This window comes from Paenibacillus sp. FSL H8-0280 (assembly GCF_045040665.1).
In the GTDB taxonomy this organism is placed as follows: Bacteria; Bacillota; Bacilli; order Paenibacillales; family Paenibacillaceae; genus Paenibacillus; species Paenibacillus xylanexedens_A.
Map to the genome: position 1 here is coordinate 3,009,630 of NZ_CP150296.1, position 17,739 is coordinate 3,027,368.

Consider the following 17,739-nt stretch of genomic DNA (forward strand, 5'->3'; position numbering starts at 1 on the left):
TCACAGGCCGTGGCCTGTGATTCTTTGTTTTTTTCTTCTGATTATCTTAATCAGGAAAATAATTAGATAAAGGCGCCCAATACAGACTACTGGAGGTAACCGCTATGATGACGTTACTGTTCTATTGATACGAGCTGGCACGATAAGCTCGTATCGATAGAAGCGTGCTTCGCTATCGATACGAAATAAATCTTATTTCGGAGGTAGCGAATATGGAAAAGATATGTTTTGAATTAGAACAGGTTGAGATGACCTATATGGATAAAGTAATACTGAACATTGAGCGACTGGCTGTGCATCAACTGGATCGCATTGGTGTAGTAGGTGGTAATGGTCAGGGTAAAAGTACACTGTTGAAACTCATTGCGGGACAGATCCAGCCAACAGCCGGAAAGGTAAAACGTTTTGCAGAGTTTGGTTATTTGGAACAAGTGGAACCTCCCCTGCCTAACGAAAATCTCGAAGTTGACGGGGCTTTACTCAGTAAATTAGCCATACCTCAACACGACCAAGCATGGAGTGGCGGAGAACAAACCCGTTTGAAACTGGCTCAAATGTTCACTCATTATCATGAAGTACTGTTACTTGATGAACCAACAACACACCTGGATCGAGAGGGCATTACATTTTTGCTGGATGAATTGCGTTATTACTATGGGGCGCTTGTATTGATCAGTCATGATCGTGCAGTTCTGGATGAACTGGTGACGACGATCTGGGAAATCCATCAAGGTGAGGTTCGCGTATATTCCGGCAACTATAGTGATTATCAGGCACAGAAGAGGCTGGAGCGCGAACAACAAAACCAGGCCCATGAACAGTTCTCGAAGGAGAAAAGACGATTGGAGCTGGCCGCCCGGGAAAAGATGAAGAAAGCCGAGAAAATAACGCAGGCCGGAAGCATGTCCAAAAAAGAATCCAAGGCAAAAACAAACCGTATGGTTGAAACCAAATCCAAAGGCACCAGTCAAAAAGCGGTGCACCGCGCAGCCAAAGCGATTGAACAGCGTATGCAACAACTTCATGAGGTAAAAGCGGTACAAGAGGATCGGCCGATTATCTTTCGTCAACCGAAGACATTGGAGTTGCATAACCGCTTTCCGATTATGGCAGATCGCCTTACGCTTGAGGTGGAAGGTAACGTATTGCTGGAGGATGCAAGTTTTCAGGTTCCATTAAAACAAAAAATAGCGATAACCGGAGCCAATGGCAGCGGGAAAAGTACATTGCTTAACCATGTTTTCCATGCTGGAGATCAGATCACGATGTCTCCAAAAGCAAAGCTCGGTTATTTTCAGCAAATGAGCTATCGTTTCACGACAAAAGAGACCGTATTACAATTCCTGAAGAATCGTTCGGAATATGAGGAATCAGAGCTGAGAAGTGCGTTGCATGCGATGCAGTTTACAGGTAATGACTTGCTGAAGAATGTTGGGACATTAAGTGGAGGGGAAGCGATTCGTCTTCAATTATGTCACTTGTTTCTTGGACAATATAACATTCTATTGTTGGATGAGCCGACGAATTTTCTTGATATGCATGCATTGGAAGCGTTGGAGCGTTTTATCAAGGCCTATGAAGGGACGATTCTGTATGTATCTCATGATCAGAGGTTTGTTGAAAATACAGCGGATCAAAAATTTCAGATTACAGAGCGTCAATTAATTCAGGTGAATATATAAGTTGAACTAAAGAATATTTACACTGGACACTCCGATGACAGAACAATCTTAGAGAAAGAGAAGTAACAAAAACAGCCAAAGTGATTTTGGCTGTTTTTTTTTTAGAATATGGAGGCTCGTGATCTAATAGGATATGTAGCTTCTATTAAGAATCCGCTTTTATAACCGTTGAATGCATGTTACCTGTGAGACGTTGTGGTGGGAAAACCATGCGCACGGGCGCAATGATGATGGCAGCAAATACAGCCTTGATCAGATCACCAATAATGTAAGGATAAAACCCTTGAATCATGGCCTCAGGTAGGTCCATTTTGTAAGCATAAGCAAGCCAAGGCACACCAGATACATACACGAGCAGTGAACCAAATAGTTCAAATACAACAAAAGCGAGAATGAATCCTGTGACACCTTTGATGTTGATTCGTGCAAGCAACAGTCCAATCAATAATGCGGAGAACGGCCACATCATCACATATCCTCCGGTAGGTCCAAGAAGTACCGCAAGTCCTCCAGTCCCGTGCAGCAAGGGGAATCCAAGAGCTGTGAGCAGAACAACCATGGTAACACTTAGGAAACCATATAGTGGACCAAGTAATCCTCCGGCTAGCATGACAGCCAAGGTCTGTAATGTTATCGGTACTGGGGAGAAGCCAATGGGAATGCTTATGTAACCAAAAAGTACTAAAATTGCGGCCATAAGTGCGCTGAATACAATGCCTCGCAAAGATAATTTCATGTTTGAACAATCCTCTCCATTTTGGTAATATGATTGTTAACCAATTATATAAATGTGGTTAACGATTAGGATCGTACCACATAACAATAGAAAGGGAAAGGACTAATTTACGATGCAAGGCAACCTGCCTATAATTACATTAGAAGATGTTCGAGTGCATTATGCTTCCGAAGGTAGTCAGGTGAGAAAAGCACTGGATGGGGTCTCACTTACGCTGCACCAAGGAGAATGGATTAGTATTGTGGGGGCGAATGGCAGTGGAAAAAGCACACTCGCTGGAGTATTGATTGGATTCATTCCCCTATCTGGAGGGGTACGGGATATCTCGGATGAACTTACCGTTCGGGGTGTATTGCAGCAACCGGATGCACAGGTACTTGGCGATACGATTGAAGAGGAGTTTCATTTTGCGCTGTCACCATTGATGGATTCTGTAGAAGAGCAATTGGAGCGCAGGCAGGATGCATTACATACCGTAGGATTTCAATATCCCCCGGAGAAGGCTGTCTCACAATTATCCGGTGGACAGAAACAACTGCTTAATATTGCTGTAGCGCTCGCAGCCAAACCGGATGTATTGATTCTGGATGAGCCAACAGCCATGCTTGATCCGGGAGCAAGAGACCGTATCGAGGCCATCGTTCAGAAGATTACCCAGCGGGGGACAACGGTGATCTGGATTACACACCATCTGGAGGAAGCAACCCTGTGTGATCGAATCATTGCTATGGAGAGGGGACGTTGTGTGTACGACGGGGAGCCCGAGTCCTTTTTCTACGAAACAGAGCTGAATGAGAAGGCTACTCGGGGAAATGTACAGCTATCTCCCTGTGAACGGTTAGGATTGGACCCTCCTTTTACTGTAAAAACTGCGTTATTGCTCAAGCAAAAAGGCATGATGCCAGAAGCCATGCCACTGCGACCTGAGCAACTGGCCAAGGAGGTCGCACGTTGGAGATCAAGCTAACCAATATACGTATAGAAGCATCCGAATCGGGCAAACGTGCACTGCTTGAAGATGTGAGTGTACAGTTGAACAGTGGGGAAATCACCTTGCTGTTGGGCTGCACGGGTTCAGGAAAAACGACTTTATTACAGACGTTGGCTGGTCTGAGACCGCCAGATGCAGGAAGTATCACATTGGATGGCACACCTTTCTGGAAAGAAGGAAAAGTGCCGCAGTCGATTTTATTGCAAATGGGACTATTGTTTCAATTTCCGGAACAACAACTGTTTGCCCGAAGTATTCAGCGTGAATTCTCATATTCTCTGCGTCCCTATCGACTTTCAGAGAAACAGCAACAAGAGCAGATCACAAAAGCACTGAATCAATGGGACCCGCCAGTGTCCTCGGAGTTGGACCGACGTTTTCATCTGGACAGGTCGCCATTTGCTCTAAGTGGGGGAGAGAAGCGCAGGTTAGGTCTTGCTCTCGGAAGTGTGACCAACCCACACTGGCTTCTGCTGGATGAGCCAAGCGCCGGGTTGGAAGCGCAAAGTGTCGGGCTTTTGCTGGATGTATTGGAGCAACATCGTCTGGCAGGTGGTGGGGGCGTGGTAGCAACCCATGATCTGGATACATTTTTGCCTTGTGCGGATCGAGTATTGTTGTTGCAGGAAGGCCGTCTAATCGCTGATCTTACGCCGAGAGAACTTCACAAAAGGCCTGAACTGCTGGAGCAGACAGGGATTGGACTGCCACCATCGATGAGACTGGCACAGCAGTTTAGAGCAGCGGGTCTTGAGCTCTCTTTGTCCGCAAAGACGCCAGAAGAGATGGCTGAAAGCATTGTTCAGTCTACGTTAGTTGAGGTGGAAGGTCAGAACGAATCAAAAGCGGCTTCGGGAGCAGCAATCACGGTGGCAGAGAGCGATGTGATGGAGAATATAGAAGGGGATGATCCGAAGCTTCTTCCGAACACATTGACTCATTCAGGCGGATTATATGGCGTTATGGACCCGCGTTTGAAATGGATTTTGTATATTTTGCTGGTCACCGCAGCTATGCTTCAACAGCGATGGCTGGGATTGACGTTAACACTGGTGCCGGTAGTAGCAGCACTTGCCGTGCTCCCGCGTCAGACTTTGGCTGGATGTATGAAGATAATGAAGCCATTATTATTATTTTTCATCATATCAACGGCGTTATCTGGGACAACTCTTTCAACAGAGGGAGGAGGTCTGCACTTTGGCTTTTCCCTGATGCAGGCGGAGGGCACTTTGCTGAATGTGTATCGTTTGTTTATCGTCACATTGGCAAGCCTTTGGTTTTCGTTGACGACACCTTATGGGCGAATGGTAGAAGGGCTTAACTGGGTACTCGGTATCGGTAAAAAGATCAGGTTGCCCGTAGCTTCGTTTGCACTTGCTGTATCGTTAATCTTTCGGTTTATCCCGATGATCTGGAGTGAGTGGCAGCGATTTTCACTGATTGTACGGGCACGTGGAAAGGCAGCTTTACGACCAAATACCGTGCGAATTCGTGACCTGGGTCCGATGGTTATTCCCTTGTTAATGGCACTGTTCCAACGTGCAGAGGATATGACCATTGCGATGGAAATGCGTAAAGTTAGAGAGCACTCTATGCTCGGAGGACGTTCATCGTTATTGGTATGGTCCAAACGAGATACCTGGATTAGCATGGCTGGCCTCATTGTTTTTGTACTTTTAATATGGATTCGCTAATTGTGATGGCGATGATTAACGTGATTAATCCGGTGATGAATATGACGATGGATTAGAACCATAAACGCAGTGTTTTCCAAAGATCATGCATAAATGCGTTTGTCCTCGCTCACAATAAGTGGACGTTGGTCATCTGAAGTGGATCAGGAGGGATAAACGATGAAAGATAAGTTTTTGCGTGAAGAACGGCAAGAATATACCGATGTGTCTACGGTGGAGTCGCAGCGAAACGATATCACACTCGAAGAATTCCCGGAGGGCCCATACGGTTCATCTTTACTATCCGAGTCTCTTGGGAAAAGTTCTCCGTGGCGGGTGGACCAGCGGTCTGCACATCGTTTTGATTATGAAAATCATGAGCTTCACGAGGGAGAAGTACGGGATTATCCAGGTCAGGATGTTTTTGACGAAACGGTTCCGGATAACGTGTCCAAACCTCAATATACGGAAGAATCGTAATGAGATTTTGATATAAAATAGTGCGTAGCCTCCGACAGGTTTTATCCTGTTCGGGGGTTATTTTCGTTGTGTTTAATGAAATAAAATCTCCTCCAATTCCACATTATGGGTTATTATATTTGTAGCTCGAAGTAAAAATTTGGTTGAATATGCGGGGGGACTTGGAATGAGAGAGATCGATTATAGTCATTATTTTTGGCAGGATGATAAGATCAGATTACGTGCTTTGCGTGAAGAAGATTGGGAGGATCATTATTATAACCGCTTTGATACACCTGCCCGTCGGTTATTGGAGTGTGCAGTTGAGTTGCCGCCAACCCATGTTGAAGCGAAGAGTTTCACGGAAAACTTCTCTGATTTTTCTTTAGCCAAAGGACGGATCATGTTTACAATTGTAAATATGGATGGTGAAAATGTCGGAGGTGTGAATCTGAACAGCATTGATGAAAGGAACGGTACCTTTAGCATTGGCATTCAAATTGACAGGGATCATCGAGGAAAAGGATACGGAACCAGAGCCGTTCGAATCTTGCTGAAGTATGCCTTCTTCGAGCGCAGGCTCAACAAATTCAATGATTCTGTACTCGAAGGAAATGAACCTTCTGCAGCCATGATGAGAAAACTTGGATGTGTTCAGGAAGGTGTACGTCGCCAGGTGATCTATACCGATGGAAAATACCAGGACATGATCCTTTTTGGATTAACCAAAGACGAGTTTATGGAAAAAGAGGGCCTTGTTTGAAGTAAAGGCTAATAAGCTGAAATTAAGTGTGTAGTAGGAGGAACTATGAACCACCCCATACAAACTGATGAATTAATCATCAATTGCAAGGATATTTATTTGCGTGAGTATCGAATTGAAGATTTAGAGAAACTGCAAGAAATTACGTGGCAACCTGAGGTGTATGAATGCCTACCGGGATGGAACGCTACGATTGAAGATAGGACCCTGTGGCTTACCGAATATGAAATCCCTGAGAATCAGCGTTTTAAACAAGCTGTGGTGACGGGAGGAGATATCGGAGATTTATACTTACGTATGGCTATTGTTCTCAAAGAAAATGACGAGTTTATCGGATGGTGCTGCTCAGGGATCAAGGACGAACTGCCAGCACCCAATCGGGAGATTATGTATGGTATTTCCAAGCATTTCAGAAATCGTGGTTACACAACGCAGGCACTCAAAGGAATAACAGAGTATTTGTTTGAACATACAAACGTGGAAGTGTTAAATGCCGTCGCTTTGACTACCAATCAAGCATCCAATAAGGTGATACAGAAATGTAATTTTGAACGGTTAAATTTGATCGAAATCGAGGATGAAAAATATAACCATTACCACCTGCGTAAGCAACATGGCCAATTTTAATAGAACGTAGTCCCATAGTGAAGGGCTATAAAATGAAAGTTTCGGATCAGGTTGGACAGTTATTGCTCTGGCTGCCTGATCATTTTTGTATTTATTTTATGAAGCTACTGAGGAAGCCTTGTTAGGATACGTGCTCCCTTACATAAAATGCAAAAGTTTAATCTATCGCATAAGGCATATACTAATAATTTTCTCCACGATAATAGCGCTCCAGTTTGTTGTCCAAATGAACAAGTTGCGCTTTTTTCTCCTCGATATCGTTCAGCAACTTTTGCTTTTGATCCTCAATCAGCTTGGTTCTTTCCTTCAGCGTGGAGGTTCCTTCATTGACCTGATCATAATACTTTTTGATGTCTTCCACACTCATCCCGGTTTCACGAAGGCATTTGATAAAAACCAGCCAGTTCAGATCATCCTCCAAATAAAGACGGTTATTCTGCTCATTTCGTGCAGCAGGTTTCAGCAGTCCCTTTCTTTCATAAAAGCGAATCGCTCCAATGGAAATTTCAACTTTTTTGGCTACTTCTCCAATCGTTAACATGTTAACCCCTCTTTTATAAAAATAATTTGACCTACACTAAGTGTAGCATAGTAACTTATACATTGTTAAATATAAATCAAATTACGGAAAGAAGGATTTGCATGAAAAAGACTGTCTTTGTAACCGGAGCAAATAAAGGAATTGGATATGAAATCGTAAAGCAATTGGGTGAAGCAGGTTGGAAAGTTATCCTTGGCGCACGTAGTGTTGAACGGGGTGAAAGAGCTGTTTCCGAGTTAACTTCCAGGGGGTTAGATGTAGAATTTGTACAGATCGACATGTGCGACTTGAAGAGCATTGAACAGGCAGCCGATACGATTCAGAAGACTTATCCAGCAATAAACCTTCTGATCAATAACGCGGGTATGCCGGGTGCTTTCTCTCATTCATTTACGGATACTAAAGAGGAAGATCTGCGGAACGCCTTCGAAGTGAACTTTTTCGGCACTTTCCGTTTGAATCAGCGATTGTTCGCGTTAATCAAAGACAATGAAGGCACAATTATTAATGTATCAACCGACATGGCTTCTCTGGACCATATGCAAAATGCGGAATTCACTTTAAATGCCTTCGACTATAACTCATCCAAAACGGCCAACAGTGCCATGACACTTTCGATGGCTTATGAAGTCAAAAACAGCAGGGCGCAAGTCTTTGCAGTAACGCCCGGATTCACATCAACAGATCTTAATGGCAATGCCGAAGGTGGTAAATCAAAAGAAGCCGGCGCTGCGATTATCGTGCGCTATGCGACGGATGGTAAACGCCATAACGGAAAATTCCTAGATGAAAAAGGCGTGTACCCTTGGTAATCCACCGTTGCCAAAAGCAGCGATAGAACGGGATGAATTTTAGCGTGTATCTTCAAACTCAAACTCAGGTAAGCCATACGATGATGGGTATGAGAGACTAAAAAGTATGAGGTCCATTCTGAATGATCTTATCTCCTTGATGATAGAGGAAAGTTAGATGAAGATATTGGCGTGGTTCCGTTGCTTAGATAGCGAGGAATATGAGAATACAACGTCGAATAAGAAAAATATGTTAGTTTTAACTTGTTTATATGCTGTAAATGTAACAAACACCAAACGTAGACGAACATTTTTCTTGTACTAAGTTAACTGAGCGTGTTCCATAAATCGTATTTCTAACAAGCGTATCAATCGGAGGTATATATTTAATGGAGGTTTCATTATACAAAGCAGATTTAAATGATGCAGTGACTGTGCATGAAATGAAAGTCAAAGCATTTATGCCTTTGTTGGAAAAATATCAGGATTTTGAAACAAGCCCGGCCAATGAAACCGTAGAAAGAATTATTACTCAAATCAATCAATCTTTCACAGATTATTTCATAATTCATCATTTTGAGGTTGCTGTTGGTGGAATCAGAGTCGTGAAAAAAGATAATCAAATCTATAGTATTAGTCCAATTTTTATACTGCCAGAACATCAAGGAAAAGGAATTGCTCAAAAAGTCTTTACAATGGTTGAGCAGATATATGATGATGCAAAGTCATGGAAATTAGGTACCATCTTACAAGAGAAAGGGAACTGTTATTTGTATGAAAAGATAGGCTACAAAAAAACGGGTGCAACAAAAGCAATTAACGACAAAATGACAATGGTATTTTATGAAAAGCATTTTTAAGCTTCAAATCCTTGAATATGACGCCTCAGATTCGTTATCCTGAAACCCATTGAGCTACTACTTACTCTGCACTCTATCAATCGGATAAAAAAGAATCCCCCTTTCATTTCTAAACCGAAATGAGTGGGGGATTGGTCATGCAATGAAAAGCCGGAATGAAGATGGAAGAAAAGCATCGTTTGGAGAGCTTGACTAGAGCTTGCATAATGATCAAGTAGATCTTACCTAGAGCTACGTATAGCCAACTTATAGCCTACTTGCAGCCGACGCTCAGCTTAGACATCAGTCTTATGCAGCGGCATCAAAATCATAAATTCAGTTCCCAAGCCTAACTGACTTTGTACTGTAATTTTTCCGCCATACGACTCCACAATCGAGCGGGTAATGGCGAGACCGAGACCTGCGCCACCTTGTTTGCGCGAACGAGAACTGCTTGTGCGGTAAAATCGCTCAAAGATATGGGGCAGATGTTCAGGTTCAATGCCTGTGCCGTTATCTTTCACTGATAATTCAGCCTTATGGTGCGTGGCATACAACATTATGGAGATGGCTCCATGCTCTGGATCGGTGTGCTGCACCGCATTATGGAACAGATTCAGCACAACCTGCTTCAGCTTGTAAGGGTCAGCCAGTACATGTACCTCAGCTGTCAGATCAAGGTGAATGGATCTTTGCTGAGCCATCATGGCGAGTTGTGGTTGCATTTCGAGCAGCAGACTGTCTAGCTGAATGACCTCCCGCTCCTGCTTTGGAGCCTGATCCAGTTTGGTTAGTAACAGCAAATCTTCAACCAGCTTGTTAATGCGTACGGATTCGCCGTGCATGCTGTCCAGCGCTTTATACAATTGATCTTGATTGGTCGCTGCACCCCGCTGTAGAACTTCAATGAAGCCGTGAATGGAGGTAAGGGGGGTACGGAGTTCATGAGAAGCATCGGACAAGAAACGCTGCATCTGTTCTTTCGATTCCCGCTCCGCTTCAAACGAGTTCTCCAGCCTTTCAAGCATGCCATTAAATGAAACTGCGAGCTGATCCACTTCCTCTTGTCCCTGAATGACGGGAAGGCGTTCTGCGAGGCTGCCTGCGTCAATCTGCTGTACTTTATTCACCATGTTGGACAGGGGAACCAGCGTCCGGCGTAATACTTTGGTGTATAGAATCAGACCGGCTACCATGGCCAACAGCGATAACATGAGGAAGATCAGAAGCTGTTTAATAATCAAGTCTCTCAGTGGCTTCGTAGCCGTGCCCATCTGCACCATCGGTAAACCGCGATTGCGTGGACCAGGTGAAGCAAATACAATCAATTGCTCATTCCCTTGGCTATCCGTGACAATCCGGTAGGGAATGTGTTTTTGTTCTTTCAACTCTTCTGTAATGTCCTGATAATCAGCGGTTGATAGTTGAGGGGCTTTCAGACCATCTTCCCCAAAAACATCCTCGAACGTACCCTGGTTATCAAACAGAGCCAATGAACGGTCAGGAATAAACAGCACCCGATTGCCAGACCCGTTTCCTGCCTGTCCACCAAAAGGATTGTTGGATGAGCCACTACGTGACTGGATTCCGAGCCAAACCGGGGGCATGGACATAAGCTGTTCTTCCATGGTTTTTGCCTGATTCCGGTAGAGAAAGCTTTCCATGATCCAGAATTGCAGAATACCGATTAACAATAACAGCCCAGCAAGCACGAACAGGGAACGTGAGAGCAATTGAGAACGTAGGGAACGAGGCCAGATCCATTGGTGAAGACGTCTTAAATGAAGTTTATTTTTCTTAGGCAGCGAGTTCATCAGAGATCCACCCTGTAACCGACACCCCGAAGCGTGCGAATGAGTTTATGCTCTTTATCCCCGAGTTTGTCGCGCAAGGAGCGAACGTATACCTCCACAATATTTTCTTCCCCGCCAAAATCATACCCCCACACCCGGCTTAGAATGGTCGCTTTGCTCAGTACAATTCCATGATTAAGCACAATGAATTTTAACAGTTCGTATTCGGTAGGAGATAGCTCCAGGACCTGATTCTGATAGGTGATTTCTTTGCGCTGATCATCAATTCGGAAGGGACCGTGGGTGACGGCTCCTATTAATAAAGGAAATTGATTCCGCAGTCTGGCCTGAATACGGGCGAGCAGCTCGTCGAAAGCAAAGGGTTTGATCATGTAATCGTCAGCACCTAACCAAAGGCCCTTAACCCGATTCTCGACTTCATCCTTCGCTGTCAGCATAATTACGCCAACCTCGGCACCGGTCTTACGCAGACGCTCGACCACTTCGAAACCATCCATCTCTGGCATCATGACATCCAGAATAGCCATATGTGGCCTGAATTCAAGCGCCAACTCAAGCGCAGCCGCTCCATCTGGTGCGGTGCGCACATCAAAGCCCTCATTGCTTAATCCAAGCTCTAGAAATTGTAAAATATGCGGTTCATCATCAGCCAATAGTATTTTAATTCCGCTGCTAAGCTTCATAATGTGCCTTCTCTCCTTGCCTGATCCATCTAGATTTCTCCCTCACTTCGGAGGGACTGTATGTTGTATTATCGCTTGCCAAACTGAAATTTAGCTGAAAGGATTGTGAATTATCCTCAGACAACATTCAGCGGGCACTCATCCCAGTTTTATTTTGGCATGTCACAATACTAGACATGAAGAACTTTGAAGGAGTGATTAACTTTGAATAACACCAAAAGAAGGATGGATTTTGTCCTTCTGCCGATTGTATTACTGGCGGCATTTCTAAATGGGTACGGTATCTGGAACGATCAATATGCCAATTCCTATTATACGACTGCCGTTGGGAGTATGCTCAGCAACTTCCATAACTTTTTCTATGCTTCACTAGACTCGGCAGGCTCGGTCACTGTAGATAAACCACCTGTTGTCTTCTGGATCCAGACGGCCTTTGCCTATGTCTTTGGATTGCACGGATGGAGTGTTATTTTGCCGCAGGTATTAGCGGGAATCGGTTCGGTGCTCCTGATCTATTTCATGGTGAAACCTACATATGGTCTTGCAGCAGCACGAATCTCGGCACTTGCGATGGCAACTGTGCCTGTTGTGGCGGCAGTCAGCCGGACCAACAATATTGACAGCATGCTGGTGTTTACACTACTGCTGGGTTCATGGTTTTTGTTCAAAGGCAGCAAACAAGGCAGTACTTGGCGCATTCTGGTTGCCTTTGGGTTAATAGGCGTAGCCTTTAATATGAAAATGCTTCAAGCCTACATGATTCTCCCGGCTTTTTACTTGTTCTATCTGCTTGCATTTCAGGCGAAATGGAGAAGGAAGATCATCCTTCTGATCGGCAGCACAGCGGTTCTGGCGGTCGTTTCCTTATCCTGGGCGGTCACTGTGGATTCTATCCCCGAAGACGAGCGGCCTTATATCGGCAGCAGTGAGACAAACTCGGTCATGGAACTCGCCTTTGGATACAATGGACTGGCTCGCCTAACGGGTCAGCAGAATACTGCAGGTAACGCAGGTATGCCAAATGGTATGGGACAGGGAAATAATCGGGGCAATCGAGGAGACTTGTCTTCAGGCCCTAATCAGACAGATAGTGGTGTTCCTGGTGCTGGGCAAGATGTCAATGCACCGGATAACGATAAAATGAATGGTTCGAACGGCTTGAACGCCATGGGCGGCATGAATGGGCCGAATGGCAATTTCCCCAACGGACAGATGCCAAATGATATGGAAATGCCAAATGGAAGAAATTTCGGCGGAGGCATGGGAGGAATGTTTGGTACGGGGGAAAAAGGTCCTCTGCGTCTGTTCCAGACTGAACTGTCAGGTCAAGCTAGCTGGCTGTTGCCAGTTGTGCTGCTTGGAAGCATTGCCCTATTTGCAGGATTAAGACGGAGAAATATAACCAACAAACACAAGGAGGCCTTGTTCTGGCTGGCCTGGCTGCTTCCCGTTGCTGCCTTTTTCAGTGTGGCAGGTTTCTTCCATCAATATTATCTGATTATGCTTGCACCTCCAATTGCGGCGCTGTCTGGCGCAGGATTTGTAGCGATGTGGAAGTCATATCGTGATCGCAATGGCTGGCTGGCCTGGTTGCTTCCGGTGTCCGTGCTGCTGACGACTCTGTTCGGCTGGTATATCATGCAGGCGTATAACGATACGATTGGTGCAGGCTGGTCCATTAGTGAATTGATCGCAGGCATTCTGGTCACGGTCATCCTTGTTGGTATGCTTCATCGCACACATCAATGGAAACAGGGCTTCATTATCGCGGGATTCATAGTGATGCTGATCGGTCCAATCTACTGGGCATTCACCCCAATTACTTATGGTGGCAACAGCATGATTCCGGCAGCAGGACCTACTGGTTCCAATGGTATGTTTGGTGGAGCAGGAATGGGCATGCCGATGGGTAACGGTGCAGGAGACACGGAAATGCCTACAATGGGTGGCCGTGGCGGAATGGGGAACCGTAACGAAGAAGTGGATACAGCCACACTGAATTATCTGAAAGAGCACAATACAGGCGAAACGTATCTCTTCGCCACTACGGACTATAATCAGGCAGCACCTTATATTATCGACGAAAAAGCATCGGTAATTACGCTTGGAGGTTTCTCCGGGTCAGACCCGGTGTACACAACAGAGGAACTTGAGCAACTCGTCAAGAGCGGGCAAGTGAAATACTTCATGGTTGGTGGCATGGGTGGCCGTGGAGGTAACTCGGAAATTAGCGATTGGATCAAAGAGCACGGAACCGAGATTCCAACGTCAGAGTGGAAGACAGGCACCGACAGCGGATCTATGGATAACGGAGACACGGAGAATGAAGCTGGATTTGGATTCGGATTTGGTGGACAGACCACCTTGTACGAAGTGAAATTATAAACTGAAATGAAAATCTCGAACGAAGTCCATTGGAAAAGGGAGGGGACAAACATGGCTCACGCGTACCGATACAGCATTATTATTCCCATGTATAACGAGGAAGCGGTGATCGAGGAGACATATCGGCGTCTGAAGAAGGTCATGGGCAGCACGGGAGAGAGCTATGAACTGTTGTTTGTCAATGATGGAAGCGTGGATCGAAGTGCACAGATGATCCGTGATTACGCCCGTTGGGACGAGAGTGTGAAGCTGATCGATTTTGCCCGTAACTTTGGACATCAGATTGCGATAACAGCGGGTATGGATTATGCAGTGGGGGATGCGGTGGTTATTATTGATGCGGATCTGCAGGACCCTCCCGAACTGATACTGGATATGATCGCCAAATGGAAAGAGGGCTATGAAGTCGTATATGCACGTCGCACCAGACGTAGCGGGGAAACTCGCTTCAAGAAATGGTCGGCAAGTTTGTTCTATCGTGTCCTTCGTGCCTCAACGGATACGGATATCCCGGTAGACACCGGAGATTTTCGCCTGATTGACCGCAAGGTATGTGATGAGATGAAACGTCTTCCGGAGAAAAACCGGTTTGTGCGCGGGTTGGTCAGTTGGGTCGGATTTCGTCAGACTGCGATTGAATATGAACGCGATGAACGTCTGGCAGGCGAAACAAAATATCCGCTGAAACGCATGCTGAAGCTAAGCCTGGATGGCATTACTTCATTTTCGTATAAACCGCTCAAGCTCGCAGGTTATGTAGGTGCGATCCTGTCGGTTGGCGGATTCATCTATATGTTAACCGTTATTGGTTCGGCCATCTTTACAGATTCAACAATTAAGGGATGGCCATCCATTGTGAGTATCATGCTGATGTTTAACGGATTCATCCTGATCATGCTGGGCATTCTGGGCGAGTACGTTGGCCGAATCTATGATGAGACCAAGGCGCGTCCGCTATACATTGTGAGAGATGTAGTTCAGGCCGAGGGCCAGCAAGCGCAATCCCGATTGACAGCCCGAGTTGCTCATCATGACTAAGCGTCTGGTGACACTCTTCAAGTTCGGTATTGTGGGTGTTGCGAATACGGCAGTCGATGCGGTGGTGTTTGCTTTACTCGCAGTGGTCGGTGTGCCGGTTCTGATTGCTCAAGTAATCTCTTACAGTTGCGGTGTTGCGAACAGTTATTGGCTGAACGGCAGGTGGACTTTTCGAGATGCGGCACAAGGGGGCGGCGATAGAACGAAACTTATTCGTTTTCTAATCACCAATCTCATCGTTCTCGCGTTATCTGCCCTCATTCTGATGACTTTGCACGACATGCTGGGTTGGAGTCTCGTGATGAGCAAAATCCTGGCGACCTTGATGGGGATGGTTCTGAACTATATGGCCAGCAGATATTGGGTGTTTCGTATCGCTACTTAGCTGCCCACAGCGTGCAATATTGGTTATTAAGAAGATAATGAAAGGAGTGTATGATGATATGCGAATTAAAAAAGCAGTTATTCCGGCAGCGGGTCTTGGAACCCGTTTCCTGCCAGCGACCAAAGCACAGCCCAAAGAGATGTTACCGATTGTAGACAAACCGGCCATCCAATACATTGTTGAAGAAGCAGTGCAATCAGGCATTGAGAATATCCTCATTGTGACCGGACGCAACAAAAAATCCATAGAAGACCATTTTGATAAATCGGTTGAACTTGAACACTCTTTATATGCCAAGGGCAAACAGTCTTTACTGGAAGAGGTGCAGGCCATCAGCGAGATGGCAAATATTCATTTTATTCGTCAAAAGGAACCGCTGGGTCTGGGGCATGCCATTGGGTGTGCACGGCAATTTGTAGGGGATGATGCCTTCGCTGTACTGTTGGGAGATGACATTATGGTGTCTGATCCGCCTGCACTTGCACAGATGGTCCATCTTTATGAAAAGACAGGCAATCAGATCATCGGTGTCCGTCAAGTAGACGCGGCAAATGTGAGCAAATATGGCATCATTGATTCGAATGGTGCAGAGGACCGGGTTCACCGAGTCACCAATCTGGTCGAAAAACCATCCCTTGCAGAAGCACCATCCCGAACAGCTGTAATGGGACGATACATTCTGAAACCTTCCATCTTTCCTATTCTGGATCAGATCGAGAGAGGGGCTGGAGGGGAATATCAGTTAACGGATGCCTTGAAAGAAGTGAGTCAGGTGGAGAAACTGTTGGCCCTTGAACTGGAGGGGCGTCGCTACGATATAGGCGATCAATTCGGATATATCCAGGCGATCTTGGAGATTGGACTGTTGCGCAAGGAATTACAGCCCATGCTGACACCCTATCTTCAGAAGCTTGCAACCCAGTGGGCATAGGGAATGATATGTAGCAGAGGTTTAGATCTACTGTAGGACGGGTTCTCCTCCGTGCCGTGGTTCAGTCATAGACTCTAGTGTTGTACAATTATTCCAGTAACGCTACAATTAGCAAGAAGTTCGAGTTGCTCTTTGAGGAGTGAGGAATCATGAATGGATCTATCATCAGGGACCTTATTAAGTATATGGACGTGGAGGACAACGCCGCCATTCAGTACATTCAGACCGAGCATCGGATGAAACTGGGACTCTTTTGGGGGATACAGGAAGGCAGCCGGGTTCTGGAAATCGGGTGTGGTCAGGGAGATACAACGGCCGTGCTTGCACATCTGGTGGGGGAGCACGGGTACGTTCATGGTGTAGATATTGCACCAGAGGATTATGGTGCACCGCTGACCGTAGGCGAAGCGGCAACCAAGCTGCGGAGATCTCCACTGGGTGATCGAATTCGAATGGATTATGATTTTGACATTTTAAGTGATCAAGTTCAATTCACCGAGAATGAGTTTGATGTGATTGTTCTATCCCATTGTTCTTGGTACTTGAAATCGTTTGACGAACTCGCCCAGATTCTTAGCAAGGTTAGGACATGGGGACATCAGTTATGTTTTGCAGAATGGGATGCGCGAGTTACAGATGTGAGCCAGCTCTCACATTGGTTATCCGTTCTGATTCAGTCTCAGGTCGAATGTTACAAGGATAACAGTTTCTCCAATGTGCGCACGCTTTTTACACCGGAGGACATCCAAGAGCTTGTCTCTGTGGCAGGCTGGACGATTAAGGAAGAGACTTCGATCCATTCTCCTGAGCTGCAGGACGGTCGCTGGGAAATTGAAATGACACTGGCAGAAGCGCCTGTGGAACTGAAACTGCTTCCGATCCCGGACAAAGTAAAGACACTTCTTCTTTCCGAACTGAAATTACTTAAGACACATCATGCCTCGGGGCCTGGGAGCCCACTGGGAACGTATGCGATTGTTGCCAAAAAGCAGTAAAGAAATAGCTATTTGCAGTATATTATAAGAAAAAAGTCCATCACGTACTTTTCACAGAAGACAGACCGTTTAGCTGAAGTTTTTCTTGTGATAATTGAATGGTTCAGCTCCGCTGGAAACATATAAATTCCATGATCTAAAAAAATGTGTTTACTTCATCACAGTAATTTTGATATTATAATCGCAATATCAAATGCGACGAAGAGACGAGTAGATAAAAATCATTCTTTCAAAGAGAGCTCCGGCAGCTGAAAAGGAGTAAAGAACTTTTTATTGAATAAAGACTCAGAGCAGCACATCGGAACTTAGCATTAAGGGATGGTGTGACAGGAGCTCCTGTTACAGAGCTAGAGTATTAACGGTCTACAGCTTTCAACATGGTTGTAAACCTTTACTTGAAGAGGCG

The 17,739-nt window shown here is 45.5% G+C and carries 17 protein-coding genes and 1 other annotated feature (1 of these 18 cut by a window edge); of the genes, 13 read left to right on the top strand and 4 right to left on the bottom strand.

All coding sequences use genetic code 11. From position 1 onward, the window contains the following. Positions 1 to 212: 212 nt before the first annotated feature. Entirely contained in the window at positions 213 to 1,682 is a 1,470-nt protein-coding gene (locus MHI12_RS13465) for an Msr family ABC-F type ribosomal protection protein (protein WP_405172649.1), read from the top strand. 145 nt (positions 1,683 to 1,827) lie between these two features. Here the strand turns inward: MHI12_RS13465 and MHI12_RS13470 are convergent, their stop codons facing one another. After that, positions 1,828 to 2,418 (bottom strand): biotin transporter BioY, encoded by a 591-nt coding sequence (locus MHI12_RS13470; RefSeq protein ID WP_215075083.1) that lies wholly within the window; start codon positions 2,416 to 2,418, stop codon positions 1,828 to 1,830. 112 nt (positions 2,419 to 2,530) lie between these two features. Between MHI12_RS13470 and MHI12_RS13475 the strand changes: the two genes are divergently transcribed. The 5 genes from MHI12_RS13475 to MHI12_RS13495 all read left to right on the top strand — a co-directional run bounded on the left by MHI12_RS13475 (position 2,531) and on the right by MHI12_RS13495 (position 6,931). Then, positions 2,531 to 3,385: an ATP-binding cassette domain-containing protein gene (locus MHI12_RS13475; RefSeq protein ID WP_405172650.1), complete on the top strand. Its 855-nt coding sequence runs from the start codon at positions 2,531 to 2,533 to the stop codon at positions 3,383 to 3,385. Further along, positions 3,370 to 5,103: an ATP-binding cassette domain-containing protein gene (locus tag MHI12_RS13480; RefSeq protein ID WP_405172651.1), complete on the top strand. Its 1,734-nt coding sequence runs from the start codon at positions 3,370 to 3,372 to the stop codon at positions 5,101 to 5,103. The genes MHI12_RS13475 and MHI12_RS13480 overlap by 16 nt, the downstream gene beginning before the upstream one ends. Positions 5,104 to 5,262: 159 nt before the next feature. Next, positions 5,263 to 5,562, top strand: coding sequence for a hypothetical protein (locus tag MHI12_RS13485; RefSeq protein WP_017688728.1), 300 nt, complete (start codon positions 5,263 to 5,265; stop codon positions 5,560 to 5,562). A 166-nt stretch (positions 5,563 to 5,728) separates the two neighbouring features. Next, the gene (locus tag MHI12_RS13490) at positions 5,729 to 6,304 is read left to right on the top strand and encodes a GNAT family N-acetyltransferase (RefSeq protein ID WP_405172652.1); all 576 of its coding nucleotides are present in this window, start codon (positions 5,729 to 5,731) and stop codon (positions 6,302 to 6,304) included. A 45-nt stretch (positions 6,305 to 6,349) separates the two neighbouring features. Continuing rightward, positions 6,350 to 6,931, top strand: coding sequence for a GNAT family N-acetyltransferase (locus MHI12_RS13495; protein WP_405172653.1), 582 nt, complete (start codon positions 6,350 to 6,352; stop codon positions 6,929 to 6,931). 181 nt (positions 6,932 to 7,112) lie between these two features. Here the strand turns inward: MHI12_RS13495 and MHI12_RS13500 are convergent, their stop codons facing one another. Continuing rightward, positions 7,113 to 7,472 (bottom strand): MerR family transcriptional regulator, encoded by a 360-nt coding sequence (locus MHI12_RS13500; protein WP_076249478.1) that lies wholly within the window; start codon positions 7,470 to 7,472, stop codon positions 7,113 to 7,115. A 101-nt stretch (positions 7,473 to 7,573) separates the two neighbouring features. Between MHI12_RS13500 and MHI12_RS13505 the strand changes: the two genes are divergently transcribed. Together MHI12_RS13505 and MHI12_RS13510 are read left to right on the top strand one after the other, a co-directional pair. Further along, positions 7,574 to 8,284 (top strand): SDR family NAD(P)-dependent oxidoreductase, encoded by a 711-nt coding sequence (locus tag MHI12_RS13505; protein ID WP_405172654.1) that lies wholly within the window; start codon positions 7,574 to 7,576, stop codon positions 8,282 to 8,284. Positions 8,285 to 8,652: 368 nt separating this feature from the next. After that, positions 8,653 to 9,123 carry a GNAT family N-acetyltransferase gene (locus MHI12_RS13510; protein WP_405172655.1) on the top strand — a complete coding sequence of 157 codons (471 nt, stop codon included), beginning with the start codon at positions 8,653 to 8,655 and terminating at the stop codon, positions 9,121 to 9,123. 275 nt (positions 9,124 to 9,398) lie between these two features. Here the strand turns inward: MHI12_RS13510 and MHI12_RS13515 are convergent, their stop codons facing one another. Next, entirely contained in the window at positions 9,399 to 10,916 is a 1,518-nt protein-coding gene (locus tag MHI12_RS13515; protein WP_405172656.1) for a sensor histidine kinase, read from the bottom strand. Continuing rightward, positions 10,916 to 11,599 carry a response regulator transcription factor gene (locus MHI12_RS13520; protein ID WP_105598555.1) on the bottom strand — a complete coding sequence of 228 codons (684 nt, stop codon included), beginning with the start codon at positions 11,597 to 11,599 and terminating at the stop codon, positions 10,916 to 10,918. The genes MHI12_RS13515 and MHI12_RS13520 overlap by 1 nt, the downstream gene beginning before the upstream one ends. A gap of 225 nt (positions 11,600 to 11,824) precedes the next feature. Between MHI12_RS13520 and MHI12_RS13525 the strand changes: the two genes are divergently transcribed. From MHI12_RS13525 to MHI12_RS13545, 5 genes are all read left to right on the top strand, one after another. Further along, positions 11,825 to 13,984: a glycosyltransferase family 39 protein gene (locus tag MHI12_RS13525; protein ID WP_405172991.1), complete on the top strand. Its 2,160-nt coding sequence runs from the start codon at positions 11,825 to 11,827 to the stop codon at positions 13,982 to 13,984. Positions 13,985 to 14,035: 51 nt separating this feature from the next. Further along, the gene (locus MHI12_RS13530) at positions 14,036 to 15,022 is read left to right on the top strand and encodes a glycosyltransferase family 2 protein (RefSeq protein WP_405172657.1); all 987 of its coding nucleotides are present in this window, start codon (positions 14,036 to 14,038) and stop codon (positions 15,020 to 15,022) included. Next, on the top strand, positions 15,015 to 15,407 hold the full coding sequence (locus MHI12_RS13535) for a GtrA family protein (RefSeq protein ID WP_405172658.1): 393 nt from the start codon (positions 15,015 to 15,017) through the stop codon (positions 15,405 to 15,407). Before MHI12_RS13530 ends, MHI12_RS13535 begins: the two co-directional genes overlap by 8 nt. A 58-nt stretch (positions 15,408 to 15,465) precedes the next feature. Continuing rightward, on the top strand, positions 15,466 to 16,338 hold the full coding sequence (gene galU, locus MHI12_RS13540; protein ID WP_405172659.1) for a UTP--glucose-1-phosphate uridylyltransferase GalU: 873 nt from the start codon (positions 15,466 to 15,468) through the stop codon (positions 16,336 to 16,338). Between the two features lie 149 nt (positions 16,339 to 16,487). Then, on the top strand, positions 16,488 to 17,333 hold the full coding sequence (locus MHI12_RS13545; RefSeq protein ID WP_405172660.1) for a class I SAM-dependent methyltransferase: 846 nt from the start codon (positions 16,488 to 16,490) through the stop codon (positions 17,331 to 17,333). A 189-nt stretch (positions 17,334 to 17,522) separates the two neighbouring features. Continuing rightward, positions 17,523 to 17,739, top strand: a binding site (T-box leader) (it continues 60 nt past the right edge of the window).